Origin of the sequence: uncultured Thiodictyon sp. (genome assembly GCF_903828115.1) — a bacterium.
Taxonomy (GTDB): domain Bacteria; phylum Pseudomonadota; class Gammaproteobacteria; order Chromatiales; family Chromatiaceae; genus Thiodictyon.
The window spans coordinates 1-16,084 of record NZ_CAIKKU010000665.1 but is presented as its reverse complement, the minus strand read 5'-3'; the positions used below and the strand labels follow the sequence as shown (position 1 = coordinate 16,084).

Genomic DNA, 16,084 nt, shown 5'->3' with positions numbered 1-16,084 from the left:
TGGAGTCCAAGGCTTCAGCCTTGGCGCGCTCCAAGGCTGAAGCCTTGGACTCCAGGGGCGTGGGCTGCGGCGCTTGACTTAGCGGCAGTGGCCCTAGGGCCCTGCTCCGGACCAAGGGGCAGCACCGAGGAAACCGCGAAATTCAACGCCGCCGTGATCGCGGCGGGCGGCGCAGCCAAAGGACGATGGGGCCACAGACGCGTGGCCTTCGGTGTCTGCACCCTGTTCGACGAACACCATCCTTGAGATTTCGGCCTCGATCACCGAATCTTCAAGTATAAAGCCCGGAGACCGCCGCCTACCCCTGGCCGATAACATTGAGGCGATTGGGCTCGCCGACCTGCTACAGACGATCCTGGCGTAACCGCGGTGGATAAGGCGGCGCGCTCTGAAGCCGCGGATCGTCCACCGGGGTCCCGACCGTGAAGTGATAGAGCGATTGCCAACGGGTGTCGGTGATCCCCAGCAACCGGTGCATGGCGTCGTCGAAAAAGCAGCCGATGCCGGTGCCGCGCACGCCGGCCGCCTCCGCCTCCAGATACAGGACCTGCCCGAGCAGCCCGCACTCCCAGTAGAGTTCCCGGTAGCACCAGGGTCCCGCCGCGAGCGCGCCGTCGAAGTCCGCCAGCATCCCCACCGCGAAGGCGCTGTCGGCGGCGATCTCCTGATGGCAGGCGAGCTGGCGCGCCGCTGCTTGGGCGTCGCCCAGGGTCAGGGCGAAGAGGGGCAACCGGGCGGGGGCGCCGGGCACCGGGTCCCAGCGCCAGTCTTTCTGCAGGCCCGCGCGCAGCGCCGGGATGGCCGCGGTGTCGCGGGCCAGCAGATAGAGTCCCGGGGCAATGTCCGTGACCCGGTGGACGAAGAGCGCCAGGTGGACCCGCGGCCGTCCGCCCCAGGCGTCCAGCGGCGGCACCCCGGGGCGCGGCAGCAGTGCGTCCAGGATGGCGAACCAGCGCGGCGCCGACAGGGGGGTGACGCCGTCGAAGGCCTGGGCGCTGCGCCGTTGGCGGATCAGGTCGGCGGCGGTCAGTGGACTGGGATTGGGCCGCGGTGGCGGCAACTGCGCAGACGATTCCCGGGCTGATCCGCCGCCTGGCCGGACCCCGGCGGGGCGCTCGCAGGCGGCGGCGACGGTTGTGATCCCGGGCCAGGGGCGCGGGTCGTCACTGAGCCGGTTGGCCCGGCCGACGAAGGTCCGCTCGGCCGCGGCCAGGCGGGCGAGGTCGCTGGCCGCCGGTGCCTGGGGGCCGACCCAGAGGGCCAGGTCCGGCGCCTCCCCCTGGTCCGGGTCGAAGTCACCGGGCCGGTCGAGCCCCAACCGGCGGGCCAGTTCCGCATCCCCCCAGGGCAGGACCCCCACCCGCCAGCCCAGCACGGCGGCGGCATAGGCCAGCGCGCCCAGCGCGTGGCCCAGGTCGAGCTGGCAGTAGCGATAGGCGCGCAGGCCGTATTTCCAGGCCTCGCGCCACTGGATACTGGTCAGCGCCAGGACCAGGGGCGCGTCGGGCGGGGCCGGCGGGTGCGCCTGTGCGTCCAGTGCCCGGTGTTCCAGCCGGTGGTCGCGGCTGACATAGTGCCAGACCCCGCCCGGCAGCCCCGGCCGCGGGTCGGTGATCAGATAGCACTCGGTGGGGTGCAGATTGCCGCTGGAGGGGTTACAGCGCAGGGCCCAGCGGGCCTCGCCGACGGACTTCCAGGCCGCAAGGCCCAGGGCCAGTTCCAGGAACACCCCCAGGTGTTCCAGGTCCAGCGGCGCCGGTGCCGGCCGCGCGCCCGCGCGCACCCGCTCAAAAGAGAGCGCCTGCGCATCCGCCCCCAGCGGCAGGTCGATGGATCGCGTCCCCGCGAAGATGCGGAAGGGGTCCGGCTGATTGGCCCAGTCCAGGCCGTCCGGCCCCGGCGCATAGCGTTCGGGTCGGTGCTTGCTCGCACGGTGATAGGTGTGGACGGGTTCCAGGTCGGTGGGGGTCATGGGGGCCTCGGGGTTGGTCCGGTCCGCCCGGGCCCGTCGCATCAGGTCGGCGTCGAAGCCTTGGCGGCCCAGCGCGCTGTTCGCGGCGATGGACAGCGGCGGCTCCAACGGGTCAGGGTTTCGCGGCGGCCAGTGGTCCTGTCCGTGTATCAGAGGGGGGCTTGCGGGTCAAGCCTGTCTGCTGTCCGTGACCGCCATGCACCGGTGGTGGTCTCCGAACGGCAGCGCAACGTCCGCGTTGCCCGATTCTTGCCGGGTGCCTCTCGCGCGTCTAAGATCGGGGCCATCTCCGGCCTCGGGTGCTTGGGTGCTTGAATTTCCTATCCGTCGGAGCGAAGCACCGCGCTTTGTAAGGCAGTCGTAGGCGAAACCTGATAGGTGCAATGTTATGGTCGCATTCGCGGCACTCTTGTTCGATGTCGATGGGACCCTGGCCGATACCGAGCGCGACGGTCACCGGCCGGCCTTCAACGCCGCCTTCGCCGAGGCCGGCCTGGATTGGGATTGGGATGTGGACCTGTACGGCCAACTGCTGGCCGTCACCGGCGGCAAGGAGCGCATGCGCTATTACCTGGAGCGCTGGCGCCCGGACTGGCGCGGTCCGGCCGATCTCGATGGCTTCATCGCCGGGCTGCATCGCAGCAAGACCCGGCACTTTGTCGAGCTGCTGGGCGAGGGGCGCATCCCGCTGCGCCCCGGGGTCTTGCGGCTGCTGCGCGAGGCGAGAGCCGCCGGGGTCCGGCTGGGAATCGCGACCACGACCACCCCGGAGAACGTCACCGCGCTCCTGGCGAACTGCGGTGAGCCCGGGATCGGCGACTGGTTCGAGGTGATTGCCGCCGGCGATGTGGTCCCGCAGAAGAAGCCGGCGCCCGACATCTACACCTGGGCCCTGGAGCGCATGGGCCTGCCGGGAGCCGCCTGCATCGCCCTGGAGGACTCCGACAACGGGGTGCGCTCGGCCCTGGGGGCTGGCCTGGGTGCCATCCTGGTGACCGAGAGTTCCTATACCGTCGGTCAGGACTTTACCGGGGCGGCTTTGGTCCTGGATCAGCTTGGGGAGCCCGGGTCCCCCGCGCTGGTCCTGGGGGGGGAGGCGGGCGGGGCCGATCTCGCTCAGGGATACCTTGACCTCGGGGCCATCGAGCGGGTGTTTCGGCACCTGCACCCCGGCGGAATCGGTTGAGTCTGGCCCCGTTGATCTCCGCCGCCCGCGCGGCGGCGCTCGTGCCCTTGCAGGTCATGTGCATCCTGGCCCGGGCCAGGGCGCGGAATTGGTCCCTACGGTTCTCGTTGTCGTAATCGTAATCGAAATCGTAATCGTAATCGGAGAAGCGATGCACTTTGGGGTGCGAGAGAAGCCGGGGTGCTACGATAATCTCGACAACGACAACGACAACTCAAGAACCCACATCCCCGACGAGATTTTCCAGGCACTCGCCACCGCCGGCCCCGGTCGCTTCCCCCGCGCGGCACTGATCGAGGCCGTTGAGCAGCGTCAGGGAACTGGATAGTGACGGGCTGCAGGAGCGCCTGGGCCGATTTGCAAGGCGCTGGCTGGACGCGGCGGAGGCGAGGGAGGGGGAGGGCCTTCCGACGCGACCGCTTGGGTCGGGGCCACCCTGGTCTGGCTTGCCGCCGACATCGACGCGCAGGAACTGGTCCCAATGTTCCGCCGGGCCTTTGAGCTTCAGCTGGTGGAGCTTTGGCTTGCCGGGGATGCGGAGCGCTTCGAGGAGTCCAAGCCGCCGGTGTTCGCGTCAGCGTGGCGGATCGCCCTGCGGGCATCCGCCCTACGGCCCTGCTCGGCTTTTTCCCGACGCTGCGCGCGGCGTGGCTGGACCCGATTGAGGCGTTGCGGCATGAGGAGGCGCGTCATTCCTCTCCAACCAGGGCCTTCACCTTCTCAATGAAGCGATGGACGTCCTCATGGATTTCATCGGCCGTCATATTCATGGCCACCCGCTCTCGTATCAGCTCGACCGAGATAGAAGCAGTCCTTAGACTCTGAAAGAGCGACTCGTCATTCTCGAACAAAATCCGTTTTCCGTCCACGACACTGAATACGTTCGCTGTAACATTACGCCAGGTTTTCCCTGGGGGCAGCGTCAAGTTCTCGCTGGAAAAAAATTCATCGATAATCTTGAACACCGGGCGCACGAACAGATCATCCTCGGTCGACTGCAACTCCCTAAGTGCGGCCCGCTTCCAGGCCTCCGGCACCAGCAGATAGTTCTCAATGTTCTTGCGGCGCCATTCCGCCAACGTGGGGTTCTCGGGCTCCGGATGAAATGCGTTATCGGCATCATCGAAATCAAAGAGCATCAGTCTCGCAACTTCCGGGATGATCTGCTGAAGGGCCGAATAGTGTTGATCAGCCCTTTCCTTCATATTTTTCTTACCGCCCCCGCCCATGGCCTTGAAGTAGACTTTATCCATCGTCTCCTGGGCCCCACCTGAACCCGACCACGCACGCAGGATGCGCTCGTCACTTTCTCCTTCGACATAGACGATGTTTGGCGAGGCCATCAATCGGGTGACCTCCTCGTTCGACACCTCCGACATTGCCCGGAGTACTTCCGGAGTGGACTGAATTCGTTTGGGCACCTGCGCCAGCAAGGAGACGATCTGACTGGCATCCACCCCACGAGCGAGCTCTTCAGCGTGCGTGGCGATCAGGAATTGCGTGTTCCGCTCCAGAGCATTACGCTTAAAATACTGCAGAATCTCGCGTTGCAGATTGACGTGCAGGTGCGCATCCGGTTCGTCCAGCAAGATCGTCGTCGGGTGGTAGCCGAACAGGAATGCCAACAAAGTAAGCGTCTGGTGAAAACCGCTGCCGCCGGCAATGATATCGTAGTTCTTGCCGCCCTGCTGATATTCTACCGTTATGTAAACATCTTTCTCCGAGTTATACTTCGGCTCGCGAATCCTGACGGAAAACCAGCGTTCGATGACAGCGGCCAACGCTTGCCAGTCCGTGGGTGGATGCACATAGCCATCAGCGATTCGACCATCCCGGTCGCGGGGCGGTGCGGGGCACACCTGCAGCAGCAGATTACGGAGCACACTGCCAGGTTGGCCCTTGCCGACCTGTTGGCGGATCGGCGACACATCCAACCATTTCTCAGCGGTCTCCAGACCAGAAAACGGCGGCACGTACGCAATCTTAGGCAGATCCCCCTGTTGCTCGCACTCGCGGAATGCCGCCCAGCCACCACCAGGGATGGCGTAAATGGTTTGAGGTGAGTGGTAGCGTAGCTCCACCCCGAATGAGCCGGTATCACCCGAGGCCCGCCGCCACTCCACCCGGATTTCTATCAGAATGTACACCTGCTTCTTCTTGCCGTTGATTAAGGGCCATTGGCGGTCCGTCCGATCCTTCCAGAGCAAATTGAACTCGGGCACCGGCAGGGCGGTGAAATTGGGCAGCACGACCTGAATGCCTTTAGAGCCGCTGCGCTTGGAGCGATGGAACTCGTCTACGCAGAACTGCCAGATTGCCAATCCCTGGAGTACCGTGCTCTTGCCGCAGTTGTTACGTCCAACAAGCAGATCGAATAGCGTGAAGTCATAGGTCTGTTCACCGACGCTCTTAAAGTTACGCAGGGTTACTTGGGTAATCATTGATGCCTTACCATCCGTCTGAAACACGGAGTTTGTTGCTCGGTGGTGATCTGGGTATCCCTAGGCCGGAACAAGGCTCATCCGGCAAGATGTTGCACTACTGTGCCCGCCCGGCCTTCGCCCTGGAACGGCTTACCCAGGTCAACCCCGAGCATCCGCGTTGCCCGATCCTTGCCGGGCATCTTCCGCACCGCTAGTATAGGGGCCAAATCCGGTTTCGAGTGCTTGAACTTTCTATCCGTTTGCCGTCTTTGCGCGGATAAAGAGGTCCGTCATCGGACCCCTGGCAAGAACCTGCCGCCGGAGCACCAAGGCGTCGTGGTCTTGGCCGCGGCGGTGCGCGGTGCTCGAGACCGCCAATGTCAGACGCGTCGGGCGACGGACCGAGCCGTCATCCACCAGCGGGCACTGCCCCGCGGCCCTCGGGCTTCCCGACACCAAGCAACCCATGACGCCAAAGCCCCGTTCAGTGACCGCCATGCTGGTCGCCGCCTTGCTCCGGCCCGCCCAAGCGGTGGACCTGTTGCCGACGGACGTGATCGCACCCCCGCCCGGCATCACCACGGTCCAATTGTCCTATCTCTCGAGCCGCCGCGGGGACCTGTACCGGGACGGGGTGCGCCAACCCCTCGACACCAGGCTGACGGTCGATCAACTGCTGCTGCGCGTGGGACAGGCCTTCACCTGGCGCGCCCACCCCTCCTTTGCCTATGCGCAACTGGCCGAGCGCCACCTGGAGCCCGGCGGCGCCCTGTCGTCTCTGGAGCGCGGCTCCGGTCTCGGCGATCTGACCTTGGTCCTGGCCACCTGGCCCTATGCCGATCGTGAGCGCGGACGCTATGCCGCGGTGGCGGGCTATGTCACCCGGCCCACCGGCAGCTACGACGCCAGGCGCACCCTGTCGCTCAATACCAACCCGGGCGAGAACCGCTACCAGGCGGCCGTGCAGGCCGGGTACAGCCACCGCCTGGGGTCACGCGGAAACGCGATGACGGCGTTCGATGTCCAGTGGTTTGGCGATAATGACGGGTACCACCGGGGTACCGGCCGGATCGGCACCCTCGAACAACAACTGCTGTAGAATTGGCAAATCGCGTTCAGCTACACCCCGGCCGCACGCCTCACCCTGGGCCTGAGCTATTTCTACAGTCAGGGCGGGGCCTCACGCATCGACGAAGCGCCCTGGGACAACGTGCTGCGGGTGCACCGCTATACCCTGTCGGGCATGATCAAATTCCCATTCGGAAGCCTGATCCTGCAATACGGCGGCGACCTGCTGCTGGGCTTGTCCATGGTCCTGTTCGCCCTGCGTGGCCAGGCTCCGGAGTGGGTGACCTTTGCGTTCGCCAATGTTCTGATGTTCGTCGGCGTCATGATGCGTATCCAATCGCTGCGCCGCGAACTGGGCAGACCATTGCCGCTGATCCTGATGGTTGCCGCCCCGTTCTTGTAACTGCTCGGATTTGAAGGCATCCGTCTGGGGTTGCGCAATGATTTGCTGCGCCTGCAATTCCATCATGCAGTCTTTGCCGTTCTGTTTACCTGGTTGGCCGCACTGGGCTGGCGCATCGCAGGAGTACCGCGCCATCATCGCCACCAGCCTGGACGGGTTTTTTGTGTGCGACCGGGACGGGCGCTTTCTCGACGTCAACCAAGCCTACCGGCGTTTGCTCGATGACCGTCTGGGTCAGGTACGGGCCGCTGCCCTCCGCAGCGGTTGCTATGGTGCATTACTCCTGTTGGATTTGGACAATTTCAAGCCGCTCAACGACGCCTACGGGCATGCCGCCGGTGATCTGCTGTTGATCGAGGTAGCGCGCCGCCTCACCCTGACCCTGCGCGCCGCCGATAACGCGGCACGCCTGGGCGGCGATGAGTTCGTGCTGCTCATCGGCGACCTGAGCGCGGAGGAGGCGGACGCCGCCCGGCACGTCGGCCGCCTGCCGAGGCCTTAGTCGGTGACCCGGTGGACGAAGAGCGGGTGGACCCGCGGCCGCCCGCCCCAGGCGTCCAGGGGCGGCACCCCGGGGCGCGGCAGCAGGGCGTCCAGGATGGCGAACCAACGCCCAGCGGACAAGGGGGGTGGCGCCGTCGAATGCCTGGGCGCTGCGCCGTTGGCGGATCAGGTCGGCGGCGGTCAGCGGGCTGGTATTGGGGTGCTGCGGTGGCAACTGCGCAGACTGCTCCTGGGCTGATCCGCCGCCCGGCTGCACCCCGGCAGGGCGCTCGCGTCGGGCGGGGCCAGCGGGTGCGCCTGCGCGTCCTGTGCCCGGTGTTCCAGCCGGTGGTCGCGGCTGACATAGTGCCGGAACCCGCCCGGCAGCCCCGGCCGCGGGGCGGTGAGTGGTCGTGTTCGTTTATCAGGGCTTGCTGGTCAAGCCTGTCCGCTGTCCGTGACCGCCATGCACAGGCGGCGGTCTCCGCACGGCAGCGCCGCTCGATCAGCGCATTTCCTGGTAAGTGCTGCCACTCCCAGCGGCCTGTGCTGCTCCGCCCAAGTCCGTGACAAAGTCAGGTTCATCAGCCCCGAGATGGCGATAATGATCAGGTCGACACCGATTCACTGTCCGGCGCGGAGACCGCTTCGATGAACCAAGACGAAACCCGGGTTCAGCATCCCGCCGCGGCGGCGATGGCAACCGGCACGGTGGCCCGCCCGACACCCGGCGCGGACGCGACGATCGCCCCCGGGACCCTGCTGGTGAACACGTATCGGGTGGAGCGACTGCTCGGGAGCGGCGGCATGGGTGAGGTCTATCTCGCCCGCCATGCGGGGCTCGGCACCCAGCACGCCATCAAGGTGATCCGCCCCGATATGGCGGCCAATAGTCAGGTGATGGACCTCTTCTACCGGGAGGCCAAGGTCCTGCGCGGGGTGCGGCATGAAGCCATCGTAAGCTACGACGGCTTCGTGCGCGACGCGGACGGACGCGACTATCTGGTCATGGAGTACGTGGACGGCCCCTCCCTCGCGCAACGGATGCGCGCGGGTCCGCTCCCGGCCAGCGAGGTGCTCATGCTCCGCGACCGCCTGGCCGACGGGCTCGCGGAGGCCCACCGGCGGGGCGCTATTCATCGGGACATATCACCGGACAATATCATCTTGCCCGGCAACCGCGTGGGGGCCGCCGAACTTATCGACTTCGGGCTCAGCAAGCTCACTGATCCGACCCAGGCGACCATCATCGGCGCCTCCTTCGCCGGTAAGTTACGCTTCGCCGCCCCGGAACAGTTCGGGATGTTCGGTGGGGAGGTGGACGGGCGCTCGGACAACTACAGCCTGGGGCTGACCCTGGCCGCCGCCGCCCTGGGCCGACCGCTGGACATGGGCAACAGCTTCGAGGCCGCGATACGCGCCCGCCAGACGGTCCCGGACCTCACTGGAATCGACGCCTCCCTGCGCCCCTGGCTGGCCGCAATGCTGGAGCCCGACCCGGCGCGGCGCCCGGCCTCGCTGAAGGAACTGCTGGCGCGCTGGCCGGCGAACCCTGGACCCCTGGCGACCGTCGTCCTTGACCGTACGCGAGCAGGCGAACACCGCGGGCCACCCCGCGCGCTGCGGTGGGTCATCGGACTCGTCCTGCTGACGGGTGCCGGTGGCAGTCTTTATTGGTTCCTGCCGCCGCCCCCGCGGCCAACGCCGCCAAGCACGACCGCAACGGACGGCGTCGTACCCTCAGACCAACCTTCCGCCTCAGGCCCACCGACCACTGAGACCCTGGCGAAGGAGGCAACCGACAAGACGCCGGAGCACCCGCCGGATGATGCTGCGCAACAACCGCAGAGGAGTCCTGCCGCCGCACCGGAGGCCGGGCCAAAACAGGAGGAACGGCCGCCGGTGGCAAGCGACCGGCCGGTACCGGGCGCACGCTTCGCGGAGCCGCTGAGCAGCGGGGGCCTGGGCCCCACCATGGTCTGGCTGCCGGCTGGAGAATTCAAGATGGGCTCCCCTCCCGGTGAGAGCGGTCGCAACCCGGATGAGCAAAGCCACCTGGCGCGGGTCCCTGAGCCGATCGCCCTGGGTGAGACCGAAGTGACCTTGGCACAATTTCGGCAATTCGTTCAGAAACGGGGCTACAGAACCGAGGTCGATCGGATCTCGACCTGCCTGAAACCTGACGAGAGTCGGGAACAGTTGGTGCCGGATATCAGCCTGTCCTGGGAGTCCCCCGGATACCCGGTATCGGATAACCACCCGGTGGCCTGCGTCAGTTGGAACGATGCGCGGGCCTATCTCGAGTGGTTGACGGCGCAGACCGGTCACCAGTACCGCCTGCCGACGGAGCTGGAGTGGGAATACGCGGCCCGTGCGGGGACGACCTCAAGCCGTTACTGGGGCGACAATCCCAAGGCGGGCTGCAAGCTTGCCAACACCGCCGAATGTAAGGACGGTCAGATCTACACTGCGCCGACCGCGACCTTTCCTCCCAACCCCTTTGGCTTGCGTGACCTGTTGGGTAATCTGGCGGAATGGACCTGCTCCGGATACGGCACGAGCTACAACGGTGACGAGTCCCGGTGCAGCGACACTGCCGGCAGCGGGGCGAAGGTATTCCGCGGCGGCTCCTGGCTCGATGCGCCGGGTCTGGTACGCGCCGCCGCCCGTGACGGCGCCCCGGCCAACCTCGGCCTCAATACCGTCGGGTTCCGTCCGGCGCGGGTCTTATCGCCTTAGGGAAGAACTGACAAGATTCGACTTGACGATACGGCACATCGGCATCACGATTTCAGCGGCGTAAGCCGGGGTTTGTTGGTCAGAAAAAGCGAACATAGGGCGACGATCATGAAGCGAAGAACGGGATCGGGTGTAATCACCACGATGGCGGCCACCACGGCCACCACGCTGCTGCTCGGCGCCTGCGCGGCACCGCAAGGGGATGCGCTCTACCGGCAGGCGGCCGGCGTCCGGGACGACCCCAAGACGATCGAGCGTCTGGTCAGTCAGGCGGAGGACCTGACCGTGGTCGACTGCCTGCTTCCCGGCAAGATGCGCCGCATGGGGCGGACCATCACCTGGGTCACGCGGCCACGGCCCGTCAAGATGATCGCCAGCGAATGCGAAATCCTGGGTGGTCAGTACATCCTGTTCGATCGTGCCAACCCGGATACGGCGCTTGCCGTGTGGCGCTCCGCCGCCGACGCGGGGGACGCGACCGCCCAAACCTACGTGGGCGAGATCTACGAGCGTGGACTCGGTCGGCCGCGGGACTATACCACCGCCGCCCAGTGGTATCGGAAGGCCGCGGACCAGGGCTATCCCCGCGCCCAGTTGCTCTTGGGAACCCTCTACGAGAAGGGGCTCGGCGTCGAGCGCGACCCGGTCCAGGCCCTGGAGTTTTACCGCAAGGCCGCGGGACTGACCCAGGACAAGGTGGTCTATCTCGCCCAGGCGCTCGCCGCGGCACGGCCGTCGCCGACCAGGGCGGCACCGGTGGCCGCACCGGCCAAGGCCCCGGATCGTGCCATGGCCAAGGCCCAATTCCAACAAATCCGGGCGGCGCGCAGCGCCAGCGACCACAGTGTCCGCAAGGTCCAGACGCAGGTCGCGCAGGCGAAAGAGGAGGTGGTGCGCAGCGGTCGCACGAAGCGCATGATCGATCAGCCGACACCGGAGATCACGACCCGCAAGCGGTTGATCGACCAGTATGTGGCGGTTTCTCAGCAGGCTGAATCCCAGAAGCTCGTGATGGAGAGTCAGCGGCGGATCGAAACGCTGGCGGAACCCGTTGTTGCGCAACAATGACTTTGTTTCCATAATCGCAACGGATCAGAAAACCCTGGTTGCGCAGATCAGACGCCAGCACGAGCCATCCATCTGAAGCTATAGACGTGAGAGGGGGAGAGAGAATGAGAACCGATACCATTGACGGCGCCGCACTGGGTGCGCTGTGCCGGCCCGGTGTTGTCAACAGAAGTCGCTCGACAACACGCTGTTGGCAACGCGTCCAGGATGCGGCAGGGGTCCTGCTCGTCATCGTCACGCTGTGTTGTCTGCTCGCGGCCCCCCGTGCCCATGCCGCGGCCCCCGTGGCAGCCATCACCGCAGCGCCGACGGTGATTTCCGCAGGAGGGGTAAGCAGCGGGTCTGTCAACGTAACCGGGGACTATTACGTTGTGCAGGCCGCCTTAGTCGTAGAGGTATCCGGGTCGGCAAGATCGGGCGTTGATTATACGATCCAGGGATTGCAGCAAGGCACGAATTCACTTCCTGTGACTATTCCAGATCTGCCAAACTGGTCATGGCAACAGAATTTTACTATCAGGGCGCTGAACGGCGTTACCCCTGCCGGTGGTCCGAAAACCATTATCTTGACTATCAGAACGTGTAGCTATTCGGAAGTGGAAGGGCCAGGCGGATCTTGCACCGTCAACTCCCGGACAGTTACTGTCACCATCAATCCGCCTGCCGCCGACAATCCGCCTGCCGCCGACAATCCGCCTGCGCCCGCGAGTCTTGCGGCCATCTCCGGTGAAGGGCAGGTGGGATCCCCAGGTCAGACCTTGCAGCCCTTCGTAGTAGCGGCAACGAGCAATGGTTCCCCGGCCGCGGCCATACCCATCATCTGGACCATCGTCACCGGCGGCGGCGTCTTGTCGAACACGAGGTCACTGACCGACGCCCAGGGCAGGACTAGTACTGTATTGACGCCGAGTGGAAATGGCCAGTATGTCGTCCAGGCCCATGTCGAGGGCACCAGCACCGCACTCAAATTCACTGGTGTGATGAACCCGCTGGCCACCTTGCCCGGGCTGTCGGGTAACCAGGCGGTCATGGCAAGGACCCTGGATAGACTCTGTCCAAAACTCGCCGCGACGGCCGGACAACGCGCGCTGACCACCGGGGAGCAGGACCTGCTCAATCAATGCCGGGCACTGATCTCCAATTCAGTGAGTAACCCGGGTGCCGCGGTGCAGGCGGTGGTCTCCCTGACCCCGGCGCAGGCCGCCGCCCCAGTCAGTGTGACCAATCAGATCGCCGGTGCCCAACTCGACAATATCGCCAACCGCCTGACTGCCTTGCGCCGTGGGGCGCGAGGCATCAGCCTGCGCGGCCTGACCCTCCAGCGCGACGGCCAGAGCCTCAACGGCGACCTGGTGGCCGGGCTGCTGAAGCAGGCGGGCGACACGGGCGGCGGGGCGAGCGCCGATGACCCCGAGGCCTTCGAGCGTTTGGGCGTCTTTGTCAACGGCAACATTGATGTCGGAGACAAGAACAAATCGGCCAACGAAGACGGTTACAGCTTCAAAACCCTGGGGGTGACTGCCGGTATCGACTATCGGTTCGTGCCGGGACTGGTGATGGGCTTCGCGCTCGGCTATGGCGACACCGGCCTGGACATCGATAGCAACGGGGGCAAGCTCGATGCCTACGCCTGGAGCAGCACACTCTACGGGACCTACTACGCCACGGATCATTTCTATCTGGAGGGCTCCGCGACCTACGGTTGGGGCGACTACGATCAGACCCGTAACATCAATTATAGCCTGGTCGGCAATGCACGGCAGGCCAGTGCCACCTTCAATGGCGACCAATATGCCCTGATGCTCGGCAGCGGGTATGACTTCATCCGCGGCGCCGGGATCTTTGACGTTTACGGACGCGTCCAGTACGTCAAGATGAATCTCGACGGCTACAACGAGCGCGGCGCCTCGGGCCTGGACCTGGAGATCGGCAGTCAGCAATCGACCTCCATGACGAGCGTGCTGGGTGTCAACTACACGCACTCGATCAGTACGCGCACCGCGGTGCTGTTACCCCAGGCCTGGCTCGAATGGTTCCATGAGTTCCAGCAAGGCAACGATAACCTATCCGGCTACTTCGCAAACGACCCGTCCCGTATCCCGTTCGCCTTGGCCACCGACGGGTTCGACAAGAATTATTTTCGTCTCGGCATCGGGATGGGGGCGCAGTTCGGACAAGGCAGAACGGCCTACCTGACCTACGAGACGGTGATCGGGATGAACGATTACCGGGAGCAATCGCTGAGTCTGGGCGTGCGCCTGGAGTTCTAAGGCCCGGCGGCCACTGCGGCCAGGCGCCGCAGTGACGCCGCCTGGTCGGCTGAGTCTGGCTGCTCAAGCGTCGCCAGGACGCTCGGCCAGACGCCTTCCCAACAGCAGCGGTGGTCAAAGTCAGGAAAGGTGATTCGCACCACCTCAGGCAGGCCAACCCCGACGGCCTGCCCCAGGCTGGCGGGAACCTGCAGGTCCCGACCGCCCGCAAGGTGGATTTGCCGCACGCGCCCGGGTAAAGGGGGCGCTGCCGCCGGATTGAGCGAGCCGCTCAGGCGGCTGTAGCCGTGGAGGTCCGCCCAGGCATCGATGTCCAGGTTAGCGGCGATCGTCACCACGCGCTCGACGTTATCCATCCGCCCCGCCATCAGCATGGCCAGGGCGCCGCCGCCGCTGTAGCCGATCAAGCTGATCCGCGCCTTGGGACCCACCGCCCGGCGCAGCGCCGCCACCATGCTGTCGACGACTGTCACGCTGTAGCGCCCGTGGGTCCACAGCCATGGGGCGCAACCCGAGGAGTGGGCGAGGCCATGGTAACAGGGACGGCCGAGATACAGGCTCGGGGCCGGGTCCTGTGCCATCAGCCGCAACGCCAGTGGTGTCCGCGGCGATGGATCGCGCGCAATGCGTGTGTGGCTCACCCAGGGCAGTCCGTCGCCTTCCAAATAAACCCGTACTTCGCCAGGGTTCGGCGGGATGCCATGGCGGTAAGTCAGATGCTCAAACCCGGCGCCGGTGACCAACCGCCGGTCCTGGCCCACGGCGTTGACCGCCCCCGCCGAATCTTTGACAGCATCCGTACAGCCCACGGCGAGGCCAATCAACACGAGCAAGGCGATAGCGCGCAATCGACTGACCCAGGGGCGCCCGGCACTGGCGGTCGCACGGTCGGGGAGGTCGGCGCCGTGCCTTGGGTAGAGCGCAGTGAAACTCAACAAGCAACGCCTGTGAGGCGCGCGAAACGATGGGTTTCGCTGCGCTCTACTCACCCTGCGGGAATACTCGCCTTGCCAACGATGGGTTTCGCTGCGCTCTACCCATCCGACGGGAATACTCGCCCCGTCTCGTAGCGGTATCACGAATGCAAACTCGCTTTCACGCGCAAGGCAGCACCCTGCTCATGGCCCGCCGGGCAGCCGCCGCGCAGACAGCAGCAGTCGCAGCGCGGGTGTTTGCGGCAGACCTCCTTGCCGTGGCGCACGATCAGTGCGTGATAGGCGTTGAAGAGCGGCACGTCCGCGCCCAGGGCGGTCTCGAAGGCGGCGCGGATGGTCTCGTAGCCCTCGTCGCCGCGCAGCAGGCGCAGCCGGGTGAAGACGCGCCGGGTGTAGGCATCGACCACGAAGACCGGGCGCGCGAAGGCATAGAGCAGCATGTCGTCGGCGGTCTCCGGTCCCACGCCCGGGATGGCCAGCAGGTGTTGGCGCAGTGGCGCGGTGTCCAGGGCGCCGAGCCCCGGCAGCCCGCCGCCCGCCAGGAAGCCCTCGCAAAAGGACCGCAGGCGCCGGGCCTTGATGTTGAAATACCCCGAGGGGCGCAACGCATCCGCCAGGTCCGCTTCATCCAGGGCCAGGATCGCCTCGGCCGTCAGGGCGATGCGCCCGGTCAGTCGTGCCAAGGCCCGCTCCACGTTGGTCCAGGCGGTGTTCTGGGTCAGCACGGCACCGACCATGACCTCGAAGGGGGTCTGCGCCGGCCACCACCCCTGGGGGCCATAGGCGGCCTCCAGGGCCGCGTAGACCGCGCGGCAGCGCTCGGGATTCACGGTCCAGGGAGGCCCCGTTCGGTCACGGCCGCGCCGCTATTTGTTCTTGTTGGTCACGCGCATGACCCGCTCGACATATTCGTCCTCGGTGATGGCGCCGTCCTTATTGACATCCCAGAACCGGCAGCTTTTCTCTGAGATCGCCGGATCGCTGAAGATGGACTTGCACTCCGCGAGTGAAATCGTTCCATCCTTGTCGGCATCCGCCTGTGCCAGCAACTGCGCATAGACGGCCCGGACCGTCTCCTGCGACGGGGCCGCGGCCTGACCGACACCGACCAGGCCCGTCATGGCGACGAGCACCAGCCCGGGGGTTGTGAAGCGTCTCATATCGTTCTCCCCTGTTGGCAAAAAGCGCTGTGTCAGTTGATAGCGTAGACCCGGCGGCAGCGGCGCGCCTAGACCAAGTATGCGTTGTAGAGCGGCCAGGCGCGCCTGCTTGCCCGGCGAAGCCCCCGCGAGCCAGTCGCCGAGCGTGGCGCCGAAGGGCTCGTAGCTGTTGCTTGAAATCTCCGCTAACCTGCCATAATATGGCATTATCGAGAAAGAAGTTAGTCAAGATTGGCGAGGCAGCGGCGATCCTTGGGTCAACGCCCGCCGCGCTGCGCAAGTGGGAAGCGACCGGCGAACTGCTTCCAGCACGCAAGACCAAGGGCGGGACACGGTACTACTCGATGGCCGACCTGACAGCCATCGGTGACGCCGAC

General features: G+C 65.7%; 15 protein-coding genes. 9 read left to right on the top strand and 6 right to left on the bottom strand.

All coding sequences use genetic code 11. From position 1 onward, the window contains the following. Positions 1-343: 343 nt before the first annotated feature. Positions 344-2,080, bottom strand: a complete 1,737-nt coding sequence (locus QZY48_RS25085; protein ID WP_295436203.1) for a SagB/ThcOx family dehydrogenase — start codon at positions 2,078-2,080, stop codon at positions 344-346. Positions 2,081-2,360: 280 nt separating this feature from the next. Between QZY48_RS25085 and QZY48_RS25080 the strand changes: the two genes are divergently transcribed. Together QZY48_RS25080 and QZY48_RS25075 are read left to right on the top strand one after the other, a co-directional pair. Then, entirely contained in the window at positions 2,361-3,158 is a 798-nt protein-coding gene (locus tag QZY48_RS25080; protein WP_295436202.1) for an HAD family hydrolase, read from the top strand. A 151-nt stretch (positions 3,159-3,309) separates the two neighbouring features. Continuing rightward, positions 3,310-3,486: a hypothetical protein gene (locus tag QZY48_RS25075; protein ID WP_295436200.1), complete on the top strand. Its 177-nt coding sequence runs from the start codon at positions 3,310-3,312 to the stop codon at positions 3,484-3,486. A 361-nt stretch (positions 3,487-3,847) separates the two neighbouring features. Here QZY48_RS25075 and QZY48_RS25070 read toward each other — a convergent pair whose 3' ends face one another. Continuing rightward, entirely contained in the window at positions 3,848-5,626 is a 1,779-nt protein-coding gene (locus QZY48_RS25070) for an AAA family ATPase (protein WP_295436198.1), read from the bottom strand. A gap of 421 nt (positions 5,627-6,047) precedes the next feature. Here QZY48_RS25070 and QZY48_RS25065 point away from each other — a divergent pair, with 421 nt between their 5' ends. From QZY48_RS25065 to QZY48_RS25055, 3 genes are all read left to right on the top strand, one after another. After that, on the top strand, positions 6,048-6,680 hold the full coding sequence (locus QZY48_RS25065) for a transporter (RefSeq protein WP_295436197.1): 633 nt from the start codon (positions 6,048-6,050) through the stop codon (positions 6,678-6,680). A gap of 120 nt (positions 6,681-6,800) precedes the next feature. Next, the gene (locus QZY48_RS25060) at positions 6,801-7,052 is read left to right on the top strand and encodes a hypothetical protein (RefSeq protein WP_295436195.1); all 252 of its coding nucleotides are present in this window, start codon (positions 6,801-6,803) and stop codon (positions 7,050-7,052) included. Positions 7,053-7,116: 64 nt separating this feature from the next. Further along, positions 7,117-7,554, top strand: coding sequence for a sensor domain-containing diguanylate cyclase (locus QZY48_RS25055; protein ID WP_295436193.1), 438 nt, complete (start codon positions 7,117-7,119; stop codon positions 7,552-7,554). Here QZY48_RS25055 and QZY48_RS25050 read toward each other — a convergent pair. Next, positions 7,551-7,676, bottom strand: a complete 126-nt coding sequence (locus tag QZY48_RS25050) for a hypothetical protein (RefSeq protein ID WP_295436191.1) — start codon at positions 7,674-7,676, stop codon at positions 7,551-7,553. The two genes, QZY48_RS25055 and QZY48_RS25050, sit on opposite strands and share 4 nt — an antisense overlap. Positions 7,677-8,186: 510 nt before the next feature. Between QZY48_RS25050 and QZY48_RS25045 the strand changes: the two genes are divergently transcribed. The 3 genes from QZY48_RS25045 (at position 8,187) to QZY48_RS25035 (ending at position 13,612) form a co-directional block, all read left to right on the top strand. Further along, positions 8,187-10,274, top strand: coding sequence for an SUMF1/EgtB/PvdO family nonheme iron enzyme (locus tag QZY48_RS25045; RefSeq protein WP_295436188.1), 2,088 nt, complete (start codon positions 8,187-8,189; stop codon positions 10,272-10,274). 144 nt (positions 10,275-10,418) lie between these two features. Further along, a complete protein-coding gene (locus QZY48_RS25040; RefSeq protein WP_295436186.1) occupies positions 10,419-11,342 on the top strand; it encodes a tetratricopeptide repeat protein in 924 nt (307 codons plus the stop codon). Between the two features lie 758 nt (positions 11,343-12,100). Next, a complete protein-coding gene (locus tag QZY48_RS25035; protein ID WP_295436184.1) occupies positions 12,101-13,612 on the top strand; it encodes an autotransporter outer membrane beta-barrel domain-containing protein in 1,512 nt (503 codons plus the stop codon). On the opposite strand, the gene QZY48_RS25030 is transcribed toward QZY48_RS25035, so the two are convergent. The 3 genes from QZY48_RS25030 to QZY48_RS25020 all read right to left on the bottom strand — a co-directional run bounded on the left by QZY48_RS25030 (position 13,609) and on the right by QZY48_RS25020 (position 15,707). After that, a complete protein-coding gene (locus QZY48_RS25030; RefSeq protein ID WP_295436182.1) occupies positions 13,609-14,547 on the bottom strand; it encodes an alpha/beta hydrolase in 939 nt (312 codons plus the stop codon). The genes QZY48_RS25035 and QZY48_RS25030 overlap by 4 nt on opposite strands. A gap of 140 nt (positions 14,548-14,687) precedes the next feature. Next, entirely contained in the window at positions 14,688-15,377 is a 690-nt protein-coding gene (locus QZY48_RS25025; protein ID WP_295436181.1) for an endonuclease, read from the bottom strand. A 36-nt stretch (positions 15,378-15,413) separates the two neighbouring features. After that, a complete protein-coding gene (locus tag QZY48_RS25020; protein ID WP_295436180.1) occupies positions 15,414-15,707 on the bottom strand; it encodes a hypothetical protein in 294 nt (97 codons plus the stop codon). A gap of 200 nt (positions 15,708-15,907) precedes the next feature. Between QZY48_RS25020 and QZY48_RS25015 the strand changes: the two genes are divergently transcribed. Beyond that, positions 15,908-16,084: MerR family DNA-binding transcriptional regulator (locus tag QZY48_RS25015; RefSeq protein ID WP_295436205.1), on the top strand; the 177-nt coding region annotated here is incomplete at its 3' end.

Coding starts and splice junctions, on each gene's coding strand:
- QZY48_RS25080 (WP_295436202.1), top strand. CDS start 2,361: ATGGTCGCATTCGCGGCACTCTTGTTCGATGTCGATGGGACCCTGGCC.
- QZY48_RS25075 (WP_295436200.1), top strand. CDS start 3,310: ATGCACTTTGGGGTGCGAGAGAAGCCGGGGTGCTACGATAATCTCGAC.
- QZY48_RS25065 (WP_295436197.1), top strand. CDS start 6,048: ATGACGCCAAAGCCCCGTTCAGTGACCGCCATGCTGGTCGCCGCCTTG.
- QZY48_RS25055 (WP_295436193.1), top strand. CDS start 7,117: ATGCAGTCTTTGCCGTTCTGTTTACCTGGTTGGCCGCACTGGGCTGGC.
- QZY48_RS25045 (WP_295436188.1), top strand. CDS start 8,187: ATGAACCAAGACGAAACCCGGGTTCAGCATCCCGCCGCGGCGGCGATG.
- QZY48_RS25040 (WP_295436186.1), top strand. CDS start 10,419: ATGGCGGCCACCACGGCCACCACGCTGCTGCTCGGCGCCTGCGCGGCA.
- QZY48_RS25020 (WP_295436180.1), bottom strand. CDS start 15,707: ATGAGACGCTTCACAACCCCCGGGCTGGTGCTCGTCGCCATGACGGGC.